At 52.0% G+C, this 25,595-nt stretch carries 29 protein-coding genes, 1 tRNA gene and 1 pseudogene; 24 read left to right on the forward strand and 7 right to left on the reverse strand.

Going from position 1 to position 25,595, the window contains the following annotated elements:
- Positions 1 to 201: 201 nt before the first annotated feature.
- Both SOM82_RS17570 and SOM82_RS17575 read left to right on the forward strand, forming a co-directional pair.
- Positions 202 to 822 carry a TIGR04211 family SH3 domain-containing protein gene (locus SOM82_RS17570; protein ID WP_154126518.1) on the forward strand — a complete coding sequence of 207 codons (621 nt, stop codon included), beginning with the start codon at positions 202 to 204 and terminating at the stop codon, positions 820 to 822.
- Between the two features lie 61 nt (positions 823 to 883).
- A complete protein-coding gene (locus tag SOM82_RS17575; RefSeq protein ID WP_320461668.1) occupies positions 884 to 2,125 on the forward strand; it encodes a multifunctional CCA addition/repair protein in 1,242 nt (413 codons plus the stop codon).
- A gap of 10 nt (positions 2,126 to 2,135) precedes the next feature.
- On the opposite strand, the gene bacA is transcribed toward SOM82_RS17575, so the two are convergent.
- Positions 2,136 to 2,957 carry an undecaprenyl-diphosphate phosphatase gene (gene bacA / locus SOM82_RS17580; protein ID WP_154126315.1) on the reverse strand — a complete coding sequence of 274 codons (822 nt, stop codon included), beginning with the start codon at positions 2,955 to 2,957 and terminating at the stop codon, positions 2,136 to 2,138.
- 106 nt (positions 2,958 to 3,063) lie between these two features.
- Complete coding sequence (gene folB / locus SOM82_RS17585) at positions 3,064 to 3,432, reverse strand: bifunctional dihydroneopterin aldolase/7,8-dihydroneopterin epimerase (protein WP_320461667.1); 369 nt, start codon at positions 3,430 to 3,432, stop codon at positions 3,064 to 3,066.
- Positions 3,433 to 3,539: 107 nt separating this feature from the next.
- Between folB and plsY the strand changes: the two genes are divergently transcribed.
- From plsY to ureG, 8 genes are all read left to right on the forward strand, one after another.
- Positions 3,540 to 4,154 (forward strand): glycerol-3-phosphate 1-O-acyltransferase PlsY, encoded by a 615-nt coding sequence (plsY, locus tag SOM82_RS17590; protein ID WP_154126317.1) that lies wholly within the window; start codon positions 3,540 to 3,542, stop codon positions 4,152 to 4,154.
- Between the two features lie 137 nt (positions 4,155 to 4,291).
- The gene (locus tag SOM82_RS17595; protein ID WP_320461666.1) at positions 4,292 to 5,119 is read left to right on the forward strand and encodes an urease accessory protein UreD; all 828 of its coding nucleotides are present in this window, start codon (positions 4,292 to 4,294) and stop codon (positions 5,117 to 5,119) included.
- A 9-nt stretch (positions 5,120 to 5,128) separates the two neighbouring features.
- Complete coding sequence (locus tag SOM82_RS17600; protein WP_154126319.1) at positions 5,129 to 5,431, forward strand: urease subunit gamma; 303 nt, start codon at positions 5,129 to 5,131, stop codon at positions 5,429 to 5,431.
- A gap of 10 nt (positions 5,432 to 5,441) precedes the next feature.
- Positions 5,442 to 5,762, forward strand: a complete 321-nt coding sequence (locus tag SOM82_RS17605; protein WP_154126520.1) for an urease subunit beta — start codon at positions 5,442 to 5,444, stop codon at positions 5,760 to 5,762.
- The gene (gene ureC, locus SOM82_RS17610) at positions 5,755 to 7,458 is read left to right on the forward strand and encodes an urease subunit alpha (protein WP_320461665.1); all 1,704 of its coding nucleotides are present in this window, start codon (positions 5,755 to 5,757) and stop codon (positions 7,456 to 7,458) included. The genes SOM82_RS17605 and ureC overlap by 8 nt, the downstream gene beginning before the upstream one ends.
- A 9-nt stretch (positions 7,459 to 7,467) precedes the next feature.
- The gene (ureE, locus tag SOM82_RS17615) at positions 7,468 to 7,926 is read left to right on the forward strand and encodes an urease accessory protein UreE (protein ID WP_320461676.1); all 459 of its coding nucleotides are present in this window, start codon (positions 7,468 to 7,470) and stop codon (positions 7,924 to 7,926) included.
- A gap of 13 nt (positions 7,927 to 7,939) precedes the next feature.
- Positions 7,940 to 8,614 carry an urease accessory protein UreF gene (locus SOM82_RS17620; protein WP_320461664.1) on the forward strand — a complete coding sequence of 225 codons (675 nt, stop codon included), beginning with the start codon at positions 7,940 to 7,942 and terminating at the stop codon, positions 8,612 to 8,614.
- 9 nt (positions 8,615 to 8,623) lie between these two features.
- Entirely contained in the window at positions 8,624 to 9,241 is a 618-nt protein-coding gene (ureG, locus tag SOM82_RS17625; RefSeq protein WP_320461663.1) for an urease accessory protein UreG, read from the forward strand.
- Positions 9,242 to 9,308: 67 nt separating this feature from the next.
- Here the strand turns inward: ureG and tsaD are convergent, their stop codons facing one another.
- Complete coding sequence (tsaD, locus tag SOM82_RS17630; RefSeq protein WP_154126324.1) at positions 9,309 to 10,322, reverse strand: tRNA (adenosine(37)-N6)-threonylcarbamoyltransferase complex transferase subunit TsaD; 1,014 nt, start codon at positions 10,320 to 10,322, stop codon at positions 9,309 to 9,311.
- 227 nt (positions 10,323 to 10,549) lie between these two features.
- On the opposite strand from tsaD, the gene rpsU reads away from it, so the two are divergent.
- The 4 genes from rpsU (at position 10,550) to SOM82_RS17650 (ending at position 15,543) form a co-directional block, all read left to right on the forward strand.
- A complete protein-coding gene (rpsU, locus tag SOM82_RS17635) occupies positions 10,550 to 10,765 on the forward strand; it encodes a 30S ribosomal protein S21 (RefSeq protein WP_001144069.1) in 216 nt (71 codons plus the stop codon).
- A 239-nt stretch (positions 10,766 to 11,004) separates the two neighbouring features.
- Positions 11,005 to 12,750 carry a DNA primase gene (gene dnaG / locus SOM82_RS17640; protein ID WP_320461662.1) on the forward strand — a complete coding sequence of 582 codons (1,746 nt, stop codon included), beginning with the start codon at positions 11,005 to 11,007 and terminating at the stop codon, positions 12,748 to 12,750.
- 231 nt (positions 12,751 to 12,981) lie between these two features.
- Positions 12,982 to 14,829, forward strand: coding sequence for an RNA polymerase sigma factor RpoD (gene rpoD / locus SOM82_RS17645; RefSeq protein ID WP_154126326.1), 1,848 nt, complete (start codon positions 12,982 to 12,984; stop codon positions 14,827 to 14,829).
- Between the two features lie 264 nt (positions 14,830 to 15,093).
- Positions 15,094 to 15,543, forward strand: coding sequence for a YuaE family lipoprotein (locus tag SOM82_RS17650; protein WP_501083535.1), 450 nt, complete (start codon positions 15,094 to 15,096; stop codon positions 15,541 to 15,543).
- A 33-nt stretch (positions 15,544 to 15,576) separates the two neighbouring features.
- On the opposite strand, the gene mug is transcribed toward SOM82_RS17650, so the two are convergent.
- Positions 15,577 to 16,083 carry a G/U mismatch-specific DNA glycosylase gene (gene mug / locus SOM82_RS17655; protein ID WP_154126328.1) on the reverse strand — a complete coding sequence of 169 codons (507 nt, stop codon included), beginning with the start codon at positions 16,081 to 16,083 and terminating at the stop codon, positions 15,577 to 15,579.
- A gap of 125 nt (positions 16,084 to 16,208) precedes the next feature.
- Here mug and SOM82_RS17660 point away from each other — a divergent pair.
- The 4 genes and pseudogenes from SOM82_RS17660 to SOM82_RS17675 all read left to right on the forward strand — a co-directional run.
- Positions 16,209 to 16,284: transfer RNA gene (locus SOM82_RS17660), tRNA-Ile, on the forward strand.
- A gap of 111 nt (positions 16,285 to 16,395) precedes the next feature.
- Positions 16,396 to 17,160, forward strand: coding sequence for a hypothetical protein (locus SOM82_RS17665; protein ID WP_320461659.1), 765 nt, complete (start codon positions 16,396 to 16,398; stop codon positions 17,158 to 17,160).
- Between the two features lie 867 nt (positions 17,161 to 18,027).
- Positions 18,028 to 18,510 (forward strand): Hcp family type VI secretion system effector, encoded by a 483-nt coding sequence (locus tag SOM82_RS17670; RefSeq protein ID WP_320461658.1) that lies wholly within the window; start codon positions 18,028 to 18,030, stop codon positions 18,508 to 18,510.
- Positions 18,507 to 18,647 (forward strand): annotated as a pseudogene (locus tag SOM82_RS17675) (DUF2778 domain-containing protein); the annotation flags it as partial. The gene SOM82_RS17670 and the pseudogene SOM82_RS17675, both read left to right, overlap by 4 nt.
- On the opposite strand, the gene SOM82_RS17680 reads toward SOM82_RS17675, so the two are convergent.
- The gene (locus tag SOM82_RS17680; protein WP_501083522.1) at positions 18,648 to 19,853 is read right to left on the reverse strand and encodes an ISL3 family transposase; all 1,206 of its coding nucleotides are present in this window, start codon (positions 19,851 to 19,853) and stop codon (positions 18,648 to 18,650) included. It lies immediately after the preceding pseudogene.
- Between the two features lie 93 nt (positions 19,854 to 19,946).
- On the opposite strand from SOM82_RS17680, the gene SOM82_RS17685 reads away from it, so the two are divergent.
- Both SOM82_RS17685 and SOM82_RS17690 read left to right on the forward strand, forming a co-directional pair.
- Entirely contained in the window at positions 19,947 to 20,273 is a 327-nt protein-coding gene (locus SOM82_RS17685) for a DUF2778 domain-containing protein (RefSeq protein WP_320460852.1), read from the forward strand.
- Between the two features lie 28 nt (positions 20,274 to 20,301).
- On the forward strand, positions 20,302 to 20,568 hold the full coding sequence (locus SOM82_RS17690) for a hypothetical protein (RefSeq protein ID WP_320460853.1): 267 nt from the start codon (positions 20,302 to 20,304) through the stop codon (positions 20,566 to 20,568).
- A gap of 715 nt (positions 20,569 to 21,283) precedes the next feature.
- Here SOM82_RS17690 and SOM82_RS17695 read toward each other — a convergent pair.
- The gene (locus SOM82_RS17695) at positions 21,284 to 21,553 is read right to left on the reverse strand and encodes a WapI family immunity protein (protein ID WP_501083568.1); all 270 of its coding nucleotides are present in this window, start codon (positions 21,551 to 21,553) and stop codon (positions 21,284 to 21,286) included.
- Positions 21,554 to 21,991: 438 nt separating this feature from the next.
- On the opposite strand from SOM82_RS17695, the gene SOM82_RS17700 reads away from it, so the two are divergent.
- The 4 genes from SOM82_RS17700 to SOM82_RS17715 all read left to right on the forward strand — a co-directional run bounded on the left by SOM82_RS17700 (position 21,992) and on the right by SOM82_RS17715 (position 24,781).
- Positions 21,992 to 22,360 carry a tlde1 domain-containing protein gene (locus SOM82_RS17700; RefSeq protein WP_320460855.1) on the forward strand — a complete coding sequence of 123 codons (369 nt, stop codon included), beginning with the start codon at positions 21,992 to 21,994 and terminating at the stop codon, positions 22,358 to 22,360.
- The gene (locus SOM82_RS17705) at positions 22,357 to 22,809 is read left to right on the forward strand and encodes a hypothetical protein (RefSeq protein ID WP_320460856.1); all 453 of its coding nucleotides are present in this window, start codon (positions 22,357 to 22,359) and stop codon (positions 22,807 to 22,809) included. The genes SOM82_RS17700 and SOM82_RS17705 overlap by 4 nt, the downstream gene beginning before the upstream one ends.
- Positions 22,810 to 22,843: 34 nt before the next feature.
- Entirely contained in the window at positions 22,844 to 23,275 is a 432-nt protein-coding gene (locus tag SOM82_RS17710; RefSeq protein ID WP_320460857.1) for a Shiga toxin A subunit, read from the forward strand.
- A 336-nt stretch (positions 23,276 to 23,611) separates the two neighbouring features.
- Positions 23,612 to 24,781: a coiled-coil domain-containing protein gene (locus SOM82_RS17715; RefSeq protein WP_320460858.1), complete on the forward strand. Its 1,170-nt coding sequence runs from the start codon at positions 23,612 to 23,614 to the stop codon at positions 24,779 to 24,781.
- On the opposite strand, the gene SOM82_RS17720 is transcribed toward SOM82_RS17715, so the two are convergent.
- Positions 24,782 to 25,546, reverse strand: a complete 765-nt coding sequence (locus tag SOM82_RS17720; RefSeq protein WP_320460859.1) for a siderophore-interacting protein — start codon at positions 25,544 to 25,546, stop codon at positions 24,782 to 24,784. It lies immediately after the preceding gene.
- Positions 25,547 to 25,595: the final 49 nt, after the last annotated feature.

Raw genomic sequence — 25,595 nt, forward strand, 5'->3', positions numbered from 1 at the left:
CGCGTCAATGAAGGCGAACTTCCTCGCCATTTGTTTGTCAGTACATAGTATTTTGCGCCAAATTGCCACGCAATGAGCAATTTGACGGGCGTAAATGTTTGAAGCCGTGACACAGATGATTCCGATTGCTGACGAATGCTTTGCGTGGAGACACTGTTGCCACTAATATCGTTCCACTTTTTATGAAAATAACGACTGATGATGCTTAAATTACGCCTGATTGGACTGACTTTACTTGCTTTTAGCGCCGCGACAGCGGTCCACGCTGAAGAGAAACGTTACGTTTCTGACGAACTCAACACCTGGGTACGCAGCGGCCCGGGAGACAATTATCGCCTCGTGGGCACGGTTAATGCCGGCGAGGAAGTGGTTCTGTTACAGACAAATCAGGACAGCAACTATGGTCAGGTTCGCGACAGCACCGGCCGTACCTCCTGGATCCCCCTGAAAGAACTGAGCAACGTGCCGAGCCTGCGCACTCGCGTGCCGGATCTGGAAAACCAGGTCAAAACGCTGACCGATAAGCTCAACAATATCGACACCACGTGGAATCATCGCACCGCCGAAATGCAGCAGAAAGTGGCGCAGAGCGACGGGGTGATTAACGGTCTGAAAGAAGAGAACCAGAAGCTCAAAAACGAGCTGATCGTGGCGCAGAAAAAAGTGAATGCTGCGAATCTGCAGCTCGATGACAAACAGCGCACCATCATCATGCAATGGTTTATGTATGGCGGCGGCGTGCTGGGCGTGGGTCTGGTGCTCGGTCTGGTTCTGCCACATCTGATCCCAAGCCGTAAGCGTAAAGATCGCTGGATGAACTAATTCGTCTTATTCACCATACTTACGTATTATCGGGTGAAAAGAGAATTGGGGAGTTGAAGGCGTGAAGATTTATCTGGTCGGTGGTGCGGTACGTGATGCGTTGTTAGGTCTGCCGGTCAAAGATAAAGACTGGGTCGTGGTGGGCGCCACGCCCGAAGAGATGCTAAACGCGGGTTACCAGCAGGTAGGCCGCGATTTTCCTGTTTTTCTTCACCCTAAAAGCCGCGAAGAGTACGCTCTGGCGCGCACCGAACGCAAAGCAGGTTTCGGCTATACCGGTTTCACCTGCTATGCCGCACCGGATGTAACGCTGGAGCAAGATCTGCTGCGTCGCGATCTGACGATCAACGCCCTGGCGCAGGATGATAACGGCCATATCATTGATGCGTTTGGCGGCCAGAACGATCTGCAAAAGCGTATTTTACGCCACGTCTCCCCTGCATTCTCCGAAGATCCGCTGCGCGTGCTGCGCGTGGCGCGCTTTGCTGCACGTTATGCACATCTTGGTTTTCGCATCGCCGATGAGACCCAGGCGCTGATGACGGCCATGACAGACGCTGGCGAGCTGGAACATCTCACGCCGGAACGCGTATGGAAAGAGACCGAGAATGCCCTCACCACCCGCAATCCGCAGGTCTTTTTCCAGGTATTGCGCGACTGTGGCGCTCTGAAGGTGCTGTTCCCGGAGATTGACGTGCTGTTTGGCGTACCGGCTCCGGCGAAGTGGCATCCGGAAATTGATACCGGTATTCACACGCTGATGACGTTGAGTATGGCCGCGATGCTCAGCCCGGAAGTGGATGTCCGCTTTGCCACGCTGTGCCACGATCTCGGTAAAGGGCTGACGCCAAAAGCGTTGTGGCCACGCCATCACGGACATGGCCCGGCGGGCGTCAAACTGGTTGAAGGCCTTTGCCAGCGCCTGCGCGTGCCGAACGACATTCGCGATCTGGCCAAACTGGTCGCTGAATTCCACGATCTCATCCATACCTTCCCGATTCTGAAACCCGCTACCATCGTTAAGCTTTTCGATAATATCGACGCCTGGCGTAAGCCGCAGCGCGTAGAACAGATCGCCCTCACCAGTGAGGCGGACGTTCGCGGGCGTACCGGATTCGAAGCCTGTGACTACCCGCAGGGGCGTTTGCTGCGTGAAGCGTGGGAAATCGCCAAAGCTGTGCCGACAAAAGAGGTGGTAGAGGCTGGGTTTAAAGGGCCAGAGATTCGGGAAGAGTTAACAAAACGGCGGATTCAGGCCGTGACAGACTGGAAAGAACAGCGTTGCCCTCAGCCAAAAGACTGAGGGCAGTGGCTTAGAAGAAGACCACGTAAACCGCAGCCGCGACAATAAAGCGGTAGATGGCAAACGGAATGAAAGAGATTCGTTTAATCAGCTGGAGGAAGGTTTTAATCGCCACCAGCGCCACCAGGAATGCGGTCACAAAGCCCACGGCAAACATCGGAATATCCCCCGCCGTCAGGAAGTGGTAGCTCTTATACAGATCCAGTGCGGTCGCGCCCATCATCATTGGCACCGCCAGCAGGAACGAAAACTCCGACGCCGCATAACGGCTTACGCCCATCAGCATGCCGCCGGAAATAGTCGCACCTGAACGGGAAAAACCCGGCCAGAGCGCCAGACACTGGAAGCAGCCGATCATAAATGCCTGACGATAAGTCATATCGTCCAGACCCGGCGCGCGCGGCTCTTTTGGCTTCAACAGCTCTGCGGCGATCAGCAGCACACCGCCCACCACCAGCGCATACATCACATTAATTGGGTTAAACAGCGATTTAATGGTGTCGTGGAAAATCAGTCCGAGAACAACCGCAGGGACCATCCCCAGCAAAATATGGATCAACGTCAGACGGCCTTTTCCTTCGCCTTCACGCTGCGGCGCACGGCCAAAGTGGATCCCGATTAGCCCAAACAGGCGTCGCCAGAACATGACGACGACGGCCAGAATCGATCCCAGCTGAATCACGACTTCGAACGTCTTTGCAGTATCGCCCTCAAAGCCCAGCAGATGACCCACAATAATCATGTGTCCGGTACTGGAAACAGGCAGGAACTCCGTCAATCCTTCGACCACACCCAGTATTGCCGCCACCAGCAGCGAGTGCATATCGCTCATCTAATTAACCCCTAAAAAGATAAAAAAAACGGTATACCCGAAAGGCAACCGTGAAAGATACAGCTTTATGACCGGTATATCCGGAAATGGTTTAGCTATTATGACGTTAAATATTTCCTTTCAGATTATTGCCACGTTCAATAATCACCCCGACGTTGGTCGCCCGCGCCACGGCCCCGGGTTTACTGAGTTTGATGCGCACCCACGGCGAGTTGAAACGGCTTAACAACAGCTCAGCAACTTCTTCCGCCACGCGTTCCACCAGCGCGAAACGCTGTCCTTCGACATGCTTCACAACCGTTTCACTGATATCCGCATAGCTCAGGCAGTCATTCACATCATCACTTTTCGCCGCTGCGCGGTTATCCCATCCCATTTCGATATCGAACACCAGCTTCTGCTCAATGGTCTGTTCCCAGTCATAAACACCAATAGTGGTGATTACCGAAAGTTGCTCTATAAATACAATATCCATCACGACCTGCCTGGTTTTTGGCTAAACCGGATACCACTTCCGGCGAATTATGCGTATTATCCACAGATGCAGAGAATACAGATACATTTTCAAAACGGAACAGCGTTATGAGTGCAATCGCGCCTGGAATGATCTTCCTCGCTTACCTTTGCGGCTCAATCTCCAGCGCCATTCTGGTCTGCCGTATCGCCGGTTTACCCGATCCTCGTGAAAGTGGTTCCGGGAATCCGGGGGCGACCAATGTACTACGAATTGGCGGCAAGGGAGCAGCCGTAGCGGTTTTGGTTTTTGATGTTCTGAAAGGAATGCTTCCCGTCTGGGGCGCTTATGCGTTGGGCGTCACTCCCTTCTGGTTAGGGCTGATCGCCATCGCCGCCTGTCTGGGCCATATCTGGCCGATATTCTTTGGCTTCAAAGGTGGAAAAGGCGTCGCGACCGCGTTTGGTGCCATCGCCCCCATCGGCTGGGATTTAACCGGCGTGATGGCGGGAACCTGGCTTTTGAGCGTTCTGTTGAGCGGCTACTCTTCGCTGGGCGCGATTGTCAGCGCGCTGATCGCACCGTTTTACGTCTGGTGGTTCAAACCTCAGTTCACCTTTCCGGTCTCCATGCTCTCCTGCCTGATTCTCCTGCGCCATCACGACAACATTCAACGTTTGTGGCGTCGCCAGGAAACCAAAATCTGGACCCGGCTGAAGAGAAAGAAAAAAGACCCGCAGTAATTCGGATCCAGAGAATTCCAGAGAACCGGCTCAGAAATGAGCCGGTTTTTTTCATCTATCCATAAGCGACTCATATGACAGGGTTCATTTCTGCCAGGGCATACTGAAGCAGAAAATAGCGAGCAGATGGATGCAGCATGTTAGCAACCCAGGTGACTGATAAAGCGTATAAAGGCTGGCAGGCTTCGCTTGCTTTGCAGTTTTGTCACACCCCTGAAAAAACCGTTTTGCACTCGGCGCGCCACGTCGGCCCGCTCACCGTCCAGCGCCCGTTTTATCCTGAGAACGAGACATGCCATCTTTATTTGCTGCACCCGCCGGGCGGAATTGTGGGGGGCGACGAACTTGAGATCTCGGTTCGGCTGGAGGCGAAAAGCCATGCGCTGATCACCATGCCCGGCGCCAGCAAGTTTTACCGCAGCAATGGCGCCCTTGCCCGTCTTAACCAGCACTTTTTCATTAATGAAAACGCCGTGCTGGAGTGGCTCCCGCAGGACACTATTTTCTTTCCCGGCGCGAATGCCCGGCTGCGCTCAGTTTTTCATCTGCATCCTTCCGGCACGCTGCTGGCCTGGGAATTGTTCTGCCTGGGCCGTCCGGTGATCAATGAAACCTTCAGTCACGGCACGCTTGAGAGTCGGCTTGAGGTGTGGCTTGAGGATCAACCGCTGCTCATCGAGCGCCAGCATCTGACGGATGGCAACCTGACGCCCGTGGCACATCAGCCGTGGATCGGCACGCTGCTGTGTTATCCCGCCAGCGATGCGCTGCTTGAAGGGGTGCGCGAACGGTTAACGCCGCTTGAAAACTACGCGGGGGCAACCCTCACCGATGGCCTGCTGTCGGTGCGTTTTCTCGCGAGCGATAACCTGATTTGCCAGCGGGTGATGCGTGACATCTGGCACTACCTTCGCCCACACGTTATCGCCAAAACGCCGCACGCTCCGCGTATCTGGCAAACCTGAGAGACCCGTATGGAACTGACCCCCAGAGAAAAAGACAAGCTGTTGCTCTTTACCGCCGCACTGGTGGCGGAGCGCCGTCTCGCGCGCGGCGTGAAGCTCAACTATCCGGAATCGGTCGCGCTGATCAGCGCCTTTATTATGGAAGGCGCACGCGACGGGCAGACGGTGGCGGAGCTAATGGAAGCCGGTCGCCATGTGCTGACCCGCGCACAGGTGATGGAAGGTGTGCCGGAGATGATCCCGGATATTCAGGTCGAAGCCACCTTCCCGGACGGCTCCAAGCTCGTCACCGTTCACAATCCGATCGTGTAAGGGGGAGATGATGATCCCAGGCGAATATCAGATAACACCGGGGCAGATCGCGATCAATGTCGGACGCCAAACGCAGCGCGTGATCGTCGAAAACCACGGCGACAGACCCATTCAGGTGGGATCGCATTACCACTTTTACGAAGTGAATCCGGCTCTTAAATTTCAGCGCGAGGCGACAAAAGGCTACCGCCTGAACATTCCGGCCGGCACCGCGGTACGTTTCGAGCCGGGGCAAAAGCGCGAAGTGACGCTGGTGCTGATCGCCGGTGCGCAGCGGATTTTCGGTTTTCGCGGAGACGTTATGGGCGATCTGGAGATAAAAAATGGCTGAGATTTCGCGTCAGGCGTATGCCGATATGTTCGGCCCGACGACGGGCGATAAAGTCCGGCTGGCCGATACGGAGCTGTGGATCGAAGTAGAAAACGATCTCACCGTCTACGGTGAAGAGATTAAATTTGGCGGCGGGAAAGTGATCCGCGACGGTATGGGCCAGGGGCAAATGACCGCGCAGGCGTGCGTGGATCTGGTGTTAACTAACGCGCTGATCGTCGATCACTGGGGGATCGTCAAAGCGGATATCGGTGTTAAAGACGGCAGGATCTTCGCCGTTGGCAAAGCCGGCAATCCGGATATCCAGCCCGATGTAACGATCCCGGTCGGCGCGGCGACCGAAGTGATCGCCGCCGAAGGAAAGATCGTTACTGCGGGCGGGATCGACACTCACATTCACTGGATCTGTCCGCAGCAGGCGGAGGAGGCGCTGGTGTCCGGGGTGACGACGATGATTGGCGGAGGCACGGGCCCGGCCGCCGGGACGCACGCAACGACCTGCACGCCAGGACCGTGGTATATCGCGCGGATGTTACAGGCTGCGGATACGCTGCCGGTGAATATTGGCCTGCTGGGTAAAGGCAATGGTTCAAATCCGGAAGCATTACGCGAGCAAATCGCGGCCGGAGCGATTGGACTCAAAATTCACGAAGACTGGGGCGCGACGCCTGCGGCGATCAACTGCTCGCTGGAAGTCGCCGACGAGATGGATATTCAGGTCGCGCTGCATAGCGATACGCTGAACGAATCGGGTTTTGTCGAAGATACGCTGGCGGCGATTGGCGGGCGAACCATTCACACTTTCCATACCGAAGGGGCTGGCGGCGGTCACGCACCGGATATCATTACCGCCTGCGCGCATCCCAATATTCTGCCCTCCTCAACCAACCCGACGCTGCCCTATACGGTGAACACCATCGACGAGCATCTCGATATGCTGATGGTTTGCCATCACCTCGATCCGGATATCGCCGAGGATGTGGCCTTTGCCGAATCCCGTATTCGCCGGGAAACCATCGCCGCCGAAGATGTTCTGCATGATATCGGCGCGTTCTCGCTCACCTCATCGGACTCACAGGCCATGGGCCGCGTGGGCGAAGTGATCATCCGCACCTGGCAGGTAGCGCATCGCATGAAAGTGCAGCGCGGCCCGCTGGCGGAAGAGTCCGGCGACAACGACAACTTCCGCGTGAAACGTTATATCGCGAAATACACCATCAATCCGGCGCTGACGCACGGTATCGCCCATGAAGTCGGCTCCATTGAGGCGGGCAAACTGGCGGATCTGGTTGTCTGGTCGCCGGCGTTCTTTGGCGTGAAACCCGCCACGATAGTGAAAGGCGGAATGATCGCCTGTGCGCCGATGGGGGATATCAATGCGTCGATCCCTACGCCGCAGCCGGTGCATTATCGCCCGATGTTTGGCTCGCTCGGTGCGGCCCGTCACGCCACGCGTCTGACTTTTATTTCGCAGGCCGCGGAAGTACAAAACATTCCACAACAGCTCAATCTGCAAAGCGTCATCGCAGTGGTGAGGGGCTGTCGTACGGTGAAAAAGGCCGACATGATCCACAACAGCCTGCAGCCGAATATCACCGTGGATTCGCAAACCTACGAGGTGCGCGTTGACGGTGAACTGATCACCAGTGAACCGGCAGAGATCCTGCCGATGGCACAACGCTATTTCCTGTTTTGAGGAGAGATGATGATCTATTTAACCCGACGCCTTGATCACCCGCACCCCGTTACGGCCAGCGTCACGCTGCCGATTGATGTCCGGGTGAAAAGCCGCGCCAGAGTCGAGCTGAACGACGGGCGCGATGCGGGGCTGATGTTACCGCGCGGATTGTTGCTCAGAGGCGGCGATCTGCTCACCACCGACGACGGAAGCGACGTCATTGAGATTATCGCCGCGCCAGAGGGGGTATCCGTGGTGCGCTGTGCCGATCCCTGGCTGCTCGCCCGCGCCTGCTATCACCTGGGCAACCGCCATGTTCCGCTGCAAATCATGCCCGGTGAGGCGCGCTATCACCACGATCATGTGCTCGACGACATGCTGCGCCAGTTCGATCTTGACGTGACGTTTGCGCATCTGCCGTTTGAACCTGAAGCCGGGGCTTACACCAGCGACGCACACGGCCACTCGCACGCGCATTCACACTAAAGGCGCGATAAAAATGGAACATAACCGCCAGCAGTTACGCCTGATGCAGCTTTCCAGCAGTAGTCTGCCGGTAGGTTCTTTCACCTGGTCGCAGGGGCTGGAATGGGCGGTAGAGGCGGGCTGGATAACCACCGCAGCAGAATTTAAATGCTGGCAGCTCCAGCAGATGGAGCAGAGTTTTTTCTGCGTGGATTTGCCGCTGTTTATCCGTCTGTATCGCGCCTGCGAGCTGAACGACCTCGCCGCCGCAAAACGCTGGACCGGCTGGCTGCTCGCCTGTCGGGAAACCCGCGAACTGCGCGAAGAAGAGCGTAATCGTGGAGCCGCGTTTACCCGTCTGATTAAAAGCTGGGAGCCGGATTGCCCCCACGACTGGTGGCCGCTTTTTTCACAGAGCCAACTGTGTGGAATGGCATGGCTCGGCGTGCGCTGGGAAATCGACGCACACGCGCTGGCGCTAAGTCTGGGCTATAGCTGGATTGAAAGCGCCGTCATGGCGGGCGTCAAGCTGGTGCCGTTCGGACAGCAGGCCGCGCAGCAATTGATTATCGAATTAAGCGACCATTTTGCCGAAAGGCTGGGTCAGGCGTGGCTTCGCGGTGACGATGAGCTGGGGGCAGCCACCCCGCTCTCTGCCATTGCCTCTGCGCGCCACGAAACACAATATTCACGGTTATTCCGATCCTGAGGATTTGTTATGTCTGATTATAAACATCCCCTGCGTGTTGGCGTGGGCGGCCCGGTGGGGTCGGGAAAAACGGCCCTGCTCGAAGCGCTGTGTAAAGCGATGCGCGACAGGTATCAACTGGCCGTCGTCACTAACGATATCTACACCAAAGAGGATCAGCGCATCCTGACGGAAGCTGGCGCCCTGGAACCGGAGCGCATTGTGGGAGTGGAAACCGGCGGCTGTCCACATACCGCTATCCGTGAAGACGCCTCCATGAATCTCGCTGCCGTCGAGGCCTTAAGCGAAAAGTTTGGCAATCTTGATCTGATTTTTGTCGAGAGCGGCGGCGATAACCTGAGTGCGACCTTTAGCCCGGAGCTGGCGGATTTGACGATCTACGTGATTGACGTTGCCGAAGGCGAAAAGATCCCGCGCAAGGGCGGCCCGGGGATCACCAAATCAGATTTTCTGGTGATCAACAAAACCGATCTGGCGCCGTATGTCGGAGCCTCTCTGGAGGTGATGGAGCGCGACACAAACCGCATGCGCGGCGAACGTCCGTGGACCTTTACCAATCTGAAGGCCGGTGACGGGCTGGCGACGATTATTGAATTTTTGGAAGAAAAAGGAATGCTGAGAGTGTAGCGGATTTCAGCTGGCCGATGAATTAGCAGGCCCGGCAAGCGTTGCGCTACCGGGCCTGCATGCGGCTTTAGGCTGCCGGTAATTCTGCCAGCGGCCAGCGTGGACGCACGGAGACGCTCAGATCCGCCGTTGCACCCGCTTTGATGCGCACCATGCCTGCATACGCAATCATCGCGCCGTTATCAGTACAAAATTCCGGACGAGCGTAGAACACTTCACCGCGACGTTTTTGCATCATTTCCGCCAGCTTCGCGCGAAGCGTGCGGTTAGCACTCACACCACCGGCCATCACCAGGCGCTTAAAGCCCGTCTGATCCAGCGCGCGTTTGCACTTAATCATTAAGGTATCTACCACCGCATCTTCAAATGCTCGGGCGATATCGGCGCGGGTCTGATCGTCATTTTCATTGTTGCGAATGGTGTTCGCCGCAAAAGTTTTCAGGCCTGAGAAGCTGAAATCAAGCCCTGGACGATCGGTCATAGGACGCGGGAAGACAAAGCGTTTTTCAACGCCCTGCGACGCCAGCTTCGAGAGCATCGGGCCACCCGGATAATCAAGACCAAGCAGTTTGGCGGTCTTATCAAACGCCTCGCCTGCGGCATCGTCGATGGACTCACCCAACAGCTCGTATTTGCCAATACCCGTCACGCTAATCAGCTGGGTATGGCCGCCAGAGACCAGCAGTGCGACAAACGGAAACTCAGGCGGATTATCTTCCAGCATCGGGGCCAGCAGATGTCCTTCCATATGGTGAACCGGGATTGCCGGAACATCCCACGCAAACGCCAGCGAACGTCCCACCGTGGCACCAACCAGCAGCGCACCGACCAGACCAGGACCTGCGGTATACGCCACCGCATCGATATCTTTCGCCGTTAAACCGGACTCTTTCAGCGCCGCCTGGATCAGCGGAACCGTTTTACGCACATGGTCGCGTGAAGCCAGTTCTGGCACCACTCCACCGTAATCAGCGTGCAATTTCACCTGACTATACAGTTGGTTGGCTAACAGACCTTTTTCGTCGTCGTAAATGGCGATGCCGGTTTCATCGCAGGATGTTTCAATACCCAGTACACGCATGACTTGTTTTACCTCTTTTCGATACCGCGCAGTTTAGGGCGAATGCGGGTCGATGTATACCCTGAGGGGTGAGTTCGTGTATACTCTCACCCCTTACAAAAGTCCCGTTCAAAAACGGCATTGGTGCTTTACAAAGCAGCGCTAGTTGCAGTAAAATTCCGCACCATTTTGAAATAAGCTGGCGCCGATGCCAGCGGCAAACCGAATTTATCAAAGGTGAGAGTTACATGCCGGTAATTAAAGTACGTGAAAACGAGCCGTTCGACGTAGCACTGCGTCGCTTCAAGCGTTCATGCGAGAAAGCAGGTGTTCTGGCAGAAGTTCGTCGTCGTGAGTTCTATGAAAAACCGACTACCGAACGTAAGCGCGCTAAAGCTTCTGCTGTGAAACGTCACGCGAAGAAACTGGCTCGCGAAAACGCACGCCGTACTCGTCTGTACTAATCTGTTGAGGGCAACCGTCCTCAATTGACAGACCGAGTTTTAGTCGTAAGGCCGTGCTTCCGGAAGGAATGCGCGGCTTATTTTCGTTTATGCATTAGCAAATATACAAAATCATTCAAGGTGCAGCCAGGCCGTAGCAGCGTGAATCCCGGGAGCTGATAAACGTCAGTCTCAAGGGTGAACGAAGGCAGCCAACGCAGAAGCAGTTTGAAGGATGACGTGTATAATTTACGGGGCATATGGCTGGACGAATCCCACGTGTATTTATCAATGACCTGCTGGCCAGAACCGACATCGTCGATCTTATCGACGCGCGGGTAAAGCTCAAAAAGCAGGGCAAGAACTACCACGCGTGCTGTCCGTTCCATAACGAAAAAACCCCCTCTTTCACCGTGAATGGTGAAAAACAGTTTTACCACTGCTTTGGCTGTGGCGCACACGGCAACGCCGTCGACTTTTTGATGAACTACGACAAACTCGAGTTCGTTGAAACCGTCGAAGAACTGGCGGCAATGCACAATCTTGAAGTGCCCTATGAAGCAGGCAGCGGCCCGAGCCAGATAGAACGCCACCAGCGGCAAACGCTTTATCAGCTGATGGATGGCCTGAATTCGTTTTACCAACAGTCTCTTAAGCAATCTACAGCTGAACCCGCGCGTCAGTATTTGACCCTACGCGGTTTGAGCGACGATGTTATTGCGCGTTTCGCTATTGGTTACGCCCCACCCGGTTGGGACAACGTGTTAAAGCGTTTTGGCGGCAATAGCGAAGATCGTAAATCTCTGATCGATGCTGGCATGCTAGTGACCAACGATCAGGGACGAAGCTACGACCGCTTCCGCGAACGGGTGATGTTCCCAATTCGTGATAAGCGAGGCCGGGTGATTGGTTTTGGTGGACGCGTGCTGGGCGATGCCCTGCCGAAGTACCTCAACTCCCCGGAAACCGATATTTTCCATAAAGGTCGCCAGCTGTATGGCCTTTATGAAGCCCAGCAGGATAACGCTGAACCCCGGCGTTTACTGGTGGTCGAAGGCTATATGGACGTGGTGGCGCTGGCACAGTACGACATCAACTACGCGGTTGCGTCGTTGGGAACGTCGACTACCGCCGATCATATTCAGCTGCTGTTCCGGGCGACGAATAACGTGATCTGTTGTTACGACGGAGACCGTGCCGGGCGCGATGCGGCCTGGCGAGCACTGGAAACAGCACTCCCTTATATGACCGACGGGCGCCAGTTGCGCTTTATGTTCCTGCCCGACGGTGAAGACCCGGATACGCTGGTGCGTAAAGAGGGCAAAGCGGCATTTGAAGCGCGGATGGAGCAGGCACAGCCGCTCTCCACGTTTTTGTTTAACAGCCTGATGCCGCAGGTAGATTTGAGTACACCGGATGGTCGTGCGCAGTTGAGTACGCTGGCACTGCCGCTCATTACTCAGGTCCCAGGCGAGACGCTGCGCATTTATCTGCGACAGGAACTCGGTAACAAGCTGGGCATCCTCGATGACAGTCAGCTTGAACGTTTAATGCCAAAACAGGCTGAAAACGGCGCGGTTCGCCCCGCTCCACAGCTAAAACGCACAACCATGCGTATACTGATAGGATTACTGGTCCAAAATCCGGAACTGGCGCCGCAGGTGCCGCCGCTGGCGGGGTTGAACCATGAAAAGCTGCCAGGACTTGGCTTATTTTCTGAACTGGTCAACACTTGTCTGTCACAGCCAGGACTGACCACCGGGCAGCTGTTAGAGCATTATCGCGGTACAAAAGAAGCCGCTACCCTTGAAAAACTGTCGATGTGGGACGATATAGCAGATAAGGATATCGCAGAAAAAACGTTCACCGACTCTCTCAACCATATGTTTGATTCGATGCTTGAGCTGCGCCAGGAAGAGCTAATCGCTCGCGAGCGCACACATGGTTTAAGCAGCGAAGAACGCCGGGAACTCTGGATGTTAAACCAGGAGCTGGCAAAGAAATAAACGGAAAGACAACATCTTTCAAGTTGTATCAAGGCAGCAAGAGAACGCAGCTAACCCAGGGACAACTTGAAGGAAGAAAGTATTCAACGGCTTAAGTGCCGAATATCGATCGGGAAGCCCCCGGCAGCCGCACTGAGAGGCAGCGGCAAAAATATAAGTACGCCCTCGCTTTAAATGTTGGTAGCAGCACCGCCGACACCAATCAAACGAAATAAGTGTGGATACCGTCTTATGGAGCAAAACCCGCAGTCACAGCTGAAACTTCTTGTCCAACGTGGTAAGGAGCAAGGCTATCTGACCTATGCCGAGGTCAATGACCATCTGCCGGAAGATATCGTCGATTCAGATCAAATCGAAGACATCATCCAAATGATCAATGACATGGGTATTCAGGTGATGGAAGAAGCACCGGATGCCGATGATCTGTTGCTGGCTGAAAACTCCAACAACACCGATGAAGATGCGGAAGAAGCTGCCGCACAGGTGCTGTCCAGCGTTGAATCTGAAATCGGGCGTACCACTGACCCGGTCCGCATGTATATGCGTGAAATGGGCACCGTTGAACTGTTGACCCGCGAAGGCGAAATCGACATCGCTAAACGCATCGAAGACGGGATCAACCAGGTTCAGTGCTCTGTTGCCGAATACCCGGAAGCGATTACCTATCTGCTTGAGCAGTACGATCGCGTCGAAGCCGAAGAAGCGCGTCTGTCTGACCTCATCACCGGCTTTGTTGACCCGAACGCTGAAGAAGATCTGGCGCCAACGGCTACCCACGTCGGTTCTGAACTGTCTCAGGAAGAGATGGATGATGACGAAGACGAAGAGGAAGAAGACGGCGACGACGACAGCAGCGACGATGACAACAGCATCGATCCTGAGCTGGCTCGCGAGAAATTTGGCGAGCTGCGCACCCAGTATGAACTGGCTCGCGACACCATCAAAGCTAAAGGCCGTAGCCATGCTGCCGCTCAGGCTGAGATCCAGAAACTGTCTGAAGTCTTCAAACAGTTCCGCCTGGTGCCAAAACAGTTCGACTACCTGGTGAACAGCATGCGCGTCATGATGGACCGCGTTCGTACTCAAGAACGTATCATCATGAAGCTGTGCGTTGAACAGTGCAAAATGCCGAAGAAGAACTTCATCACCCTGTTCACCGGCAACGAAACCAGCGAAACCTGGTTCAACGCTGCAGTCGCGATGAATAAGCCATGGTCTGAAAAACTGCACGATGTGGCAGATGACGTTCAGCGCGGCCTGCAGAAACTGCGCCAAATTGAAGAAGAGACCGGCCTGACCATTGAGCAGGTCAAAGACATCAACCGTCGTATGTCTATCGGCGAAGCGAAAGCCCGTCGCGCGAAGAAAGAGATGGTTGAAGCGAACTTGCGTCTGGTTATTTCTATCGCCAAGAAATACACCAACCGTGGTCTGCAGTTCCTGGATCTGATTCAGGAAGGCAACATCGGTCTGATGAAAGCCGTTGATAAGTTTGAATATCGTCGTGGTTACAAGTTCTCCACCTATGCAACCTGGTGGATTCGTCAGGCGATCACCCGCTCTATCGCGGATCAGGCGCGTACCATTCGTATTCCGGTGCATATGATTGAGACTATCAACAAGCTCAACCGTATCTCCCGCCAGATGCTGCAAGAGATGGGCCGCGAGCCGACGCCAGAAGAGCTGGCTGAGCGCATGCTGATGCCAGAAGATAAGATCCGTAAGGTGCTGAAAATCGCCAAAGAGCCTATCTCCATGGAAACGCCGATCGGCGATGATGAAGATTCGCATCTGGGTGATTTCATCGAGGATACTACCCTCGAGCTGCCGCTGGATTCTGCGACTACCGAGAGTTTGCGTGCTGCGACCCACGACGTTCTGGCGGGCCTTACCGCCCGTGAAGCAAAAGTTCTGCGTATGCGTTTCGGTATTGATATGAACACCGACCATACGCTGGAAGAAGTGGGTAAACAGTTTGATGTTACCCGCGAACGTATTCGTCAGATCGAAGCGAAGGCACTGCGCAAACTGCGCCACCCAAGCCGCTCTGAAGTGCTGCGTAGCTTCCTCGACGATTAATCCGTCGTTGTCTCTGAAAAAGGATCACAGCTTGCTGTGGTCCTTTTTGCTTTCTGCCTTTCCTGAAATGAATTTTACGTTTATGAAACTTCTCCAGGCGAAAATCAGCCCTTCGCGAAAAAACCTCCGTTGATATTGTTTTCTTTCATATTATAATCAAGACCTCAGATCTTTCTTACGCTTATGAGATAGTCTTCTCAGCATCTACCACTAAAGTCATATTCTGTAACGTTTTACTGAGAATATGCGGTTACTGGATGCCCAATGATTCATTACCCTGCGGGAATTGATTATAAAATGAAAAAAGCATGGCTACTGATGGTATGCATTGCACTGGCAGGTTGTGTCAACAAACCGCAAAGTGCGCCTAAATCTCTGGTCACTCCTGCTCAGGCGCCAGCTCCGGTTACCCAGCAAGCTCAAGTCGTGACAAATGACAACACGATTAAGAGCGGTGCACTGACAGCCAACGAGACCTGCGTGAAGTCCCTGCGCGCGCTTCAAACTTACAGCCCGAAAAGCTGGAATAAATACAGTGTGGCGATGGACGAGCTAAACAGCAAAAACAGCCTGTTCCTCTCAGTGAAGAATGACCTGAACCCACAGCTGAACGATCTGGTGATCAATGCTTACATTTCTAAGATGAAAACGTTGTGCTATCGCATTGAGAGCACGCTCGGTCAGGCAATGATCGCTCAGGTTGATCCTCTGTAATGCCACATCGGATCCCGACAGCTCATGTCGGGATCATCTCCCCCGTACCACTAACGCTTCGTCAAGCTCACGATAGGCTTCAACCAGCTTGTCCAGCGTCGCCCTGTTCAACCCGCTCGGGTTTGGCAATACCCAGACTTCGGTCATACCAATGGTAATACGCTGTTTTCCCCACTGCGCGCCACGTTGACTAAAGGCCTGCTCGTACGCCTGCTTACCCAGGATCGCCAGCGCTGAAGGCTGATAGTCTTCAATCTTCTTAATCAGCTCCCGCCCACCGCTCCGCAACTCATGCAGATTAACTTCACTCGCCTGCACCGTCGGACGCTCCACCAGCATCGTGATTCCGCAGCGCGTATCCAGCAGCTGTTGCTCCTCTTCTGGCTTGAGTAATTTGTCGGTAAACCCGGCCTGATGAATCACCTTCCAGAAGCGATTTCCTGGATGTGCAAAGTGAAACCCAGTATGTGCCGACGACTTACCCGGATTAATACCGCAAAACACTACCCTCAGGCCTGGCACTAAAATATCGTTGATCATCCCACTCTCCGATCAATGCATCAGATACCAAGTATAAAGGATTGATAATGCGTTGTTTATAAAAACAGCAGGCAAGTGGGAATGGCTGGATTGCGGCGATGAGTTACTTTATAATTCACCGCCACGGCCCCTTAGCTCAGTGGTTAGAGCAGGCGACTCATAATCGCTTGGTCGCTGGTTCAAGTCCAGCAGGGGCCACCAAATTTTAGCTTTAAAATCAAATAGATAAGCCACCTTCTAAAGGTGGCTTTTTCACTTATACACGCTATATGTCGCATAAGTGTCGCATGCACATTTCAGACGGGGCTATATATGAAAGTAAATTTCTTATCGAGCACTGTTTTCACTGGGTATCTTTTGGCCTGTGGAACCCTCTATCTATGGGGTTTTTGGTTAAACTTTGATTTAAATATACTTCAATTCGTTGATATTGCAGACATTGTGAAGGCCACAATCCTGCCAATGATTACATCCTTATGCTTAATGGCTGTAAATGGCGTGTCGAGTATGATTAATAACCCTCAATCTGAGGCTTCCAAAAACCTTTGGAAAGAAGGAGGAAGTTACAGATTTGCAGTATATTTACAGTATGCATTCTTACTCTTTGTCACTTTGTCCGTGATATATACCTTAGGCAAAAACTTTATTTTTGGAACTAGAGTTGAAAAGTATTTGGTAGCAGGAGCTATATTGGGCACAGTTGCATATTTCTGGGTTTTATTTAAAACCAAATTTTTAAGCAACCTCAATAGTGCCAGAGGTATTGTAGTTACTTTTGTTTTAGGTATGCCTCTGATTTTCATGCAAAAAGGAAACCTGGATGCTAAGGAAGTCTTAAATGGTAATAATACATTCATTATACAATCAAAAAATTTATGTGATAAAAACAATGAGAATGAAACATTTAGATTCATTGGCAATCTTTCCGACAAAGGATTTGCCTTATCTCTTTACAACAATTCGCTTTGTATTTTCAAGTATGAAAACATCAAACTAACAAAGGAGAAAAGAATAATAGCTTCGAATTATGGAATTGATGAGAAATTAAAAACATTTTTCAACCGCATCTGGAATTGAATTATTACTTGTAGTTATTTTATTTAGATCTTGAGTACGTAAACGTGTGTTGAGTAATGCTTTTTTTTCATTTGCCTTCACTTTTGAAAGCACTCCTGAGCCCGCACCAGCACTGGATTTTGCTTTGCCAGAATATACGCAGCAAGGAAGCATATACCATCCGCACTACTCACATAAAATAAATTTTCCCTTATTATTCTGTTAGTTATGTTTTTTCTCGACCCTTCTCAGACCCATGAAACTGAAAAACACTGCAATTCTTTTCAATCTTTTCAGTTTGGGTTTAACGCAAAGCCGCTAGTGCTGGCGCGGTCTGGCGGTCTGGTTTGTAGAAAAATAAAACTGAAAAAATTTTACGCTCCAAAAACCGCAGGCGGGTGCGGTGTAATGCGATTTTGATCTGCGGAAGATTTATTTTCCATGCTGTGACGCTCTCAGTGCCCCGCCAGGGGTACGACCTATTTTGACTGTGGCGGTTGCTGTCAGAAGGAGAGGACGCGGCAGAGCGCGGTGGGTTCCCTACCGAGTCATTAAGCGCAATTCAATAAACTGTAATTCATTGATATATTTTATTTTTCTGATAATTTTATTCTGCGACACTTGCCCAATATGCCGATGTATTCCGATACATCAAAACGGCGAATTCGTAGATCCAAAACTTAGGTTATTCAGGCGTAAAAAGGAGTAATTCGAAATCAGATCGGCCCAATTGTAATATATTATTCATCCCATATATTTGATGCATATAAACAATAAATACATTCACATCATCATTATTGGTTAACTTGTCATAACATTATTTACAGGCGGATAAACTTTATTAGTTATAAGATTGAGAAACACCATTAACAAAAAGGAGTTTATGTCATGGCTATTCCCGCATATTTATTTTTAAAAGACGATGGTGGCGCGGATATTAAAGGTTCGGTTGACGTAAAGGATAGGGAAGGAAGTATAGAGATTTTGTCGTTCGGTCATGGTTTGCATATACCGACAGACAGTGCGACCGGAAAGATCACCGGCACCAGGCAACATGCCCCCCTTAATTTCCAAAAAGAGTTCGACTCTTCTAGCCCGTATCTTTACAAGGCTATCGCCACCGGGCAGACGCTTAAAAGCGCAGAATTTAAATGGTATCGGATTAACGACGCCGGGCAGGAAGTTGAATACTTCAACATGTTACTTGAGAACGTGAAGGTAGTCAGCTCCGCACCGCATATGCTCGATATCAAAAACCCAGCGACCGAAAAACATAATCATCTTGAAAACGTAGCTATGCGATATGTACGAATTACCTGGAAATACTGCGATGGCAACATTCAATTTTCAGATGCGTGGAATGAAAGATGATCCAGTGCACCTTCCATCTTAATGGCGGGCAGCTATCTACGTTAAGTTGCCCTGGTGTGGGCTTTTTCTCGGCGTACTCAGGGAATGCAGGGCCACACAGAAATAACCCGGCCTCGATTGCAGTAGTAAAAAAAGGTTCATCGCGCCTTACCGGGGAACGCTGCTTTTATCTTCATAAAAAAGTAGTCGTTATCCCGGTATCCGTATGCCATTCGTTTTATCACTTTGATCTTGTTGTTCATTCCCTCAAGTACGCTGGTATTCAGACGATGCGTGGCACTCGCGATTATGCCGCTCACGTAACCCTTCAGCTTATCAGCGAACTGCTGCAACGCCCTGATGCCACTTTCCTGTGCCTGCCTGTACCACTCATTCCAGCGACGCTTCGCAACGTCTTTATCCGGGGCATACCACAGCTCTTTCAGGGCTGTTTTCATCACATACACCGTATTTAACGGCTGGTTCGCCCCCAGCAACTCTGCCAGTTTCACCTCATGCCCGGCCGGCAGGTTCTCTGGATTACGCAACAGCAACCAGCGGCTGCGTTTGATAACCTTCCGCGCCTTGCTGTTGTCACGCAACTGATTCGCCTGATCGACCCTCACTCTGTCGATGACTTCCCGGCCGAACTTCGCCACAACATGGAACAGGTCATACACCACTTCCGCCTGCGGGCACTGCGCTCTCACTTCCAGGTCCAGCGCCGTATTCATATCCATCGCGACAGATTCGATGGCGGCACATCCTTCCGGGCCCAGCCAGGTGAAGAACGGACGGAAGGCTACCCGGCTGCGCCCTTCACCGACCCACAGCACCCGTTGTGTATCTGCATCCACCACAACCGTGGCATAGCGATGCCCTTTGAACAGCGCGAACTCATCCATTATCAGGCGGCGCAGCGTGTGCCGTTCAGGCTCCCGGAGTTCCCGCCGCAGGCGTCGGCAGTCGATATTTTTAATGGTGTGCCAGTGCAGACCGGTCAACTGTGCCACATGCTTAACCGGCAATAACCGGGTAAGAGATTCCACCCAGGTCGCTAACGAGGACGTGTAACGTTGCCGTTCAGGCACCCATGAGATGCGCTCGGTGACAATCCCGCAGCGGGAACAGCGCAGACGGCGAACGGGAAGCTGAAGTGTGACGCGCCAGTGAAGTAAATCGCGCTCACGAACCCGTCGCACAGAGACATCATGGACAGCACAGTCTCTACAGCCACATCGACGGCAGGACGGCGCAAAACCGGGGTCAGGCCGGAGCGTAATAAGCAGAGCATCCGGTGCAGGATGAGTGAAGGAATCAACAGTGAAACCTTCCCAGAAGAGGGAAGAAAGATTAGCATTCATGGCAGACGGCGGTTGAGTGGCTGGTTAGTGTTTTGGCGAATACAAAACTAACCACTTTTACCGCCGTTTTCTATTGGTTCACGCTTAACCGCGATGAACCTAAAAAAAGGGCCATTGCCGCCCGGGCTTTACTACATCGTGACGCGCCAGAGAGGCGGGCTTCACTCCCGCTGGCGGGATATGGTACACGGCTTAGAGAGCGGCTCAGATCGCGATCTGTGGTTCGCGCTATATCGCCAGGATAGCCAAATTGATGATATCTCATTCATAGACGGTGTTGAGCGGGGTAACTTTCGTTTACACCCAGCAGGTAAATCGGGCATTAGTGATGGCTGCATCACGCTACCCAGCCATGCCGATTACGCGATCTTAATTGAGGCTTTATTAAGCCGACATCAGTTATGGTTACAGCTCAATTAAAAGCGTTCGGCACAATACAGGTGTACTGATGAAACCGGCCACACATGTTTATTTATGGCTTACTGAACTGTTCGCACTAACTGTGGTTTATACCCTGCTGTGTTACTTCATTCCTGATGAAGCGTTTTTGGCATGGTTTGAAGAAAACTATGGGTTCATACAGGAAACTCGCTGGGATGACTGGTTCTCATTGACTCTGTATTTTCTGGCTATCGCTATCACTAGCCTTTTGATCTGGTTAACTGCAGCTGCCAGACAAAGGAAGTGGAAGAAATCACAGGGTGAAAACGAATAGATTTGCGGCCAGGCATTCGGGTTCTGCGACCGCATTGCTTAATGATTCGATCGCAGTCACCTAACAGGCCAGCACAGCGGAAAACACCACAAGCGCGCCGGAGTTATTGGCGCGTTTTTTATTATCTGCATCTTTGCCCCCTGCACAAGTCACGCTAAAAACCATAAAATTACTTTATATAAAAAGTGTCCGCCCTGTTCACTTTTGCAATTTTAATCATTATTTTCATATGGTTAGGTGACGAACGCCCCCCCCTAAAAGTAGTCACCACAAAACATAGAATATACGCAAGGTGAACACTTTATTCTTTAAGCTTTTTTTCTGGCAGAGTATGAATATCTAAAAGGCAGCTCTGATTCGATTTTTTCCACCAGCATGGGATCGTGCCGGTCCTCGCTCACCACTTCCGAGAAATTGAATAACACACGGCGGCAGGAGAGCTCCCCGCTGCAGTTGCTGAAGCCATAGCATTATTGTTGACCGCCAGCACCACAGCGGCAATACGGATCGAATAAGCGACAGCGACCCCAGGACACCCGCTGATGCATAAAATTAAATGCTGTCAGCACTTGCTGGCGCACATTGCTTCCCGCCACATCTGAACGCTTCATCGAGCGAGATGCCTCAGTAGTTCTGTACAGCGCCCCTATCAGAGGAACACAGCCATCTTTTAAAGAAATTATGCTCCAGGTACAGGCATGGCTCACATCCAATATTAATGCGGCCAATGAATGATCTCTTCCAGTCCAGAAAGTATCGCTGGAAAATAGCTTTCATCAATCCCGAGACTATCACTAACAACGACGCTTTCGGCTGTATTTTCCGGTCTAAGAGTTAAAGTTAATAGCACTCCTTGCCCAAAACTTGACGGCGAAAAGATCAGATTTAACTGGTTCTCCGTGCTATTAAAAACAACCTCTTGCGCAATACCATCATTCACCAGATTTACATGTAAATCGCTAAGACTTTCTTTCAGAGCAGTCAGTTCACCAACGTTAAAAGATGCCTTATATTGACTCTTAAGCTGTTACTCCCGAATATCGAAACAATCTCGTCTGTTCTAACGTCATTCCGCACCGCCACGGTCTCTTTTTCGACTGCTGCACCACTAAAATTTTACTTATATTTATGCCTTGTTTTCGGCAGATCCCATCCAGGAATTTTCACATCATGGTGTAACGTGTACTTCCACATACTCCAGCACAGAATAATACCAGCCATCCTAAGAATGGATGAAAGTAAATATTAATTCGTTCTATGTCCGGCATCCTTAATACAACTAAAAGCAATAAGAAAAAAGAATGCGTCCGTTTAATTAATTTACCAGACAAATATAGGTAACCATGAGGATATAAAAAATTACATTTTTAAAAACCCAATTGCTGTAACGTTTCTTTAATCCCTCAAACAGGTGTGACTTAAAATGGCTAAATGGTTATATAAGCAGAGTACTGGTGAGCTTTATCGCGATGGCAAGTTAATTGAAACGGGTTATTCCGGTTCGCTAACCAATAAAAATAACCCTGAACGTGAACACGTTCGCGGAATGGGCCCTATCCCTCGCGGAACCTGGAAAATTGGCAGCACAGGCACCAGTAAAGGCCCACTGACGATCGCACTGAAACACATCAGCGGCAATGTCTATGGCCGTGATATGCAAACCTTCCGAATGCATGGCGAAAAAGCGCACGGGATCTTCGGATTTGCATCCGAAGGTTGCATAATTATGCATCCAGCCACGCGCCTTTTAGTCAGTAATGACCATGGCTCCTATCTGGAAGTTGTCCGATGAAATGGGTACTGGCGGTTCTTGGGCTGCCCATCGTTGCGATTGCAGCGCCATCACCAGATACACTCGGCAAAAGTCAATTAACAGTCTCAGACTGGCAGTACATAGCGCAGAAGGTAACGTCGGGCGATCAGGTCTGGCTTAATACGGTTCCGGTTCTGGCGCCCAAGGTCAATCGTGAACAAGCCGATCTACTCGAGGATGCGCTCGCCACAGCTCTGCCAATAAACACTAAAGGTGTTTTATCAATCTTACGTGTGCTGGATGCTGGCTCATATCCCGAAATCAGGGGCACAGATATAGTCTGTGTGCGGAAAATTGTGAATCCAGGAAAAGCAGCCGAAGCGTATTACAGTGAGACACGATTAGCATTGCTTGGAGATTCGGACGGCGCAAAATGTCTCTGGAATCTGGAAGGTATTTGGGAAGAAGTGAAACGAGATAACAAATAGAGCAGATTATAAGCTCAAAAACGGAGGTCATACGATGATTCGCGCGAGTCTTTTGGCTTTAATGCTAACGCCCGTATTCGTGTACGCGACCGTACCCGTTAGTGAGTGTGCGGCACCAGGACGTTACATTGAGCAAAGTCTTTTTTCTTCCTTCACAAAGGATCTGATGATTTCATCCTCGGCCATCGCTCGTGGAAACACCACGGTAGATGTATTAAGCATCACACCCATTTCTGATGTCTTTGCGCGGCAGCTAGCAAAGACCGACAGTGCAGTCGGTAATGGATTATCAGAGAGCGACTATTACGGTATTTATCATAATGGTCATGTTTTAAATCTGACGGCGCGCTATACGTACACCAGCATCGACGGAAAGAAGGATATTTTCATCACCTCAGCACTAGTGAACGATGATGAATGCTCGGTCCGGCACAATGGTTATTTGACGATTTCTCGGGATTTTTAAGAAAAAAAGAACATCCTCAAACTCGCTTACAGCCAATCTGGAACGCAGCACACCATTTCTACAAACAACAGACGCAACTCACTCATGACGGGAGGGCTTTTTGCAATCCTGGCGTCTCAGACACATCTGTCGCACAACACTCCGTCGAAGAATCGGTATCCCTGCTGCCAGACCTCTTCCAGAATGAACGTTACGCATTCATCACTCACCGTCACAAACCACAAAAACTAAAGAAATCCCCCGTCGCGCCGATCATCATCCGTGTGTATTATTTCCTGTAGCTCTTACCACAACTAACCTTAACTCAAATACTTAAGCGCTAAAGCGAAAGACATCATGAGCACACCGATCAAACGGCTAGAAATCATTAAAAATGCCATTGAGCTGGAAGATGATGACATCATCCACAGCCAACTGGCACGGCTGAAAAGTGAAGCATTTGACGATGAACTGCTGGCGATCGTCACGGCGCTTGAGCATAAGAACTACACCGCGGCAATGATGGCGATCACGGCCTGGCTGCAGAGCCAGCGTGCCATAACGCAGTGGCGCGATCCGCAGGTCGCCGCCAGTAAGCTGGAACTGAAAGCGCTGGAAGAGCGTCTGCGTGATCTGATTGACCGCCGTAACGCGCGCGTTCAGCAACTCGACGAGTTCAACGACCTCTACTTCTCCCGTCTTGGCCCCTTGATGTCGCAAATTCTGCAGTTGCGTAAAACACTGGCGGAACTGAATCTGCGCCGTCAGCAGGCGGAGGCGCGTCGTCGCGAACTGGATTACCGTCGCTGCCAACAGTATATGGCGCAGGCAGTTGAAGTGCTCGCCACGCTCACTCAGCGCTGGCGCGATCTTCCTGCCGATTCCGTACAGGCCGCTGAGGCGCGCAAGCATCTCCAGCAGCAAAGCAATCTCATCGCTAATTTGCTGGCAGAAGCGCAAGAGCTGGAGATGGGGTTAACGCGCGAAGAGGAGCCCGCGCGCCAGGCACGGGATGAGGCCAACGAAGAGTACGAGAAATACCGCGAACAGCATCACGATGCCGAAGTGCGTCTGCGTAAAGGCAAGGATCTGTCTGAAGAAGATCAAAACGAACTGAAACGGCTCTGGCGTCAGGCCAGCAAGCTCTGCCATCCGGATCTGGTGGCCGACGATTTAAAAGAAGAAGCCAACACCATGATGGTACAGCTCAATCAGGCGAAACAGCGCGGCGACGTCAAAGCCATTCGTTCGCTGGTCGCAAGACTGCAACAGGGCTTTGAACCGCTGATGGCGAGCGATCGACTGAACGATCTGGAGCGTATCCGTAAAAAAATGGCGCAGGTTCGCGAGCAAATCGACACTTTAGTGAACGAGCTGGCGGAGCTGGAAAAAGAGGAATCCTGGCTGTTGGTCTCCTCGCTGGGCAATATGGAAACCTATTTTACCCAGCAGGAGAAGGCGCTACGTGAGGTTCGCGCCGCGCTTGAACATCAGGTGAACGAAGCGCAGCTGGATGAGGTCGCGTAATTACTTCGCGTGCCAGTAAGCGCTGGCACGCACAAGCTGTGGGTCAATCGCGTCAGTCTCAAACTGGCGGCTCAGGTTTTTTACCACCTTCCCTTCCCCGGTCAGCCAGATAAAGTAATCCTCGGCAGGCACGCTTAATGCCGCCAGGCGCTCGGCGATGACCTGCTCGCTGTGCCCTACAATCCAGGTAATGTTGAAATCACTCAGATGCGCCAGATAGCTTTTGTATGATTCATCGGCCACGGTCACCACCGCGTGAATCTCCGGGCGAACCGGCAGCTGTGCGATAGACTCCAGACGGCGGCGCAGCGCTGGCATTCCGGACTCATCGCACACGTACAGCTGCCAGGCGTAATCTTCTGGCACAACCAGCGATCCGCGCGGGCCGCCGATCGTCAGTTTATCGCCTTCTTGCGCCTGCACCGCCCAGTGGCTAGCGATCCCACCCTCGTGAATGAAGAAATCGAGCACCAGTTCATGATTCTCCTCATCGTACAGCGGCGTGTAGTCACGCGCCTGCGGACGCACACCGTCGCCCCAGTGAATACCTTCGTCGGTGACAACCGGCGGAACAAACGTCGTTCCCGGAGCCGGGAAAAACACTTTGGTATGGTCGTCAAACCCTTTGGAACAAAAGCCTTCGAGCGCCTCACCGCCTAAGACGATGCGCTGGAATCCCGCACTGACACGCTCAACGCGGAGCACGGTCAGCTCGCGAAAGCGCAGTTCATTGCGTACACGTTGTGGGTAGCGGGTTGATGTCATTTATCTGCCTTCGTGAAGTGATTACGATATATCTAAATTGATTTCAAAT

Origin of the sequence: Lelliottia sp. CFBP8978 (assembly GCF_034046055.2) — a bacterium.
In the GTDB taxonomy this organism is placed as follows: domain Bacteria; phylum Pseudomonadota; class Gammaproteobacteria; order Enterobacterales; family Enterobacteriaceae; genus Enterobacter.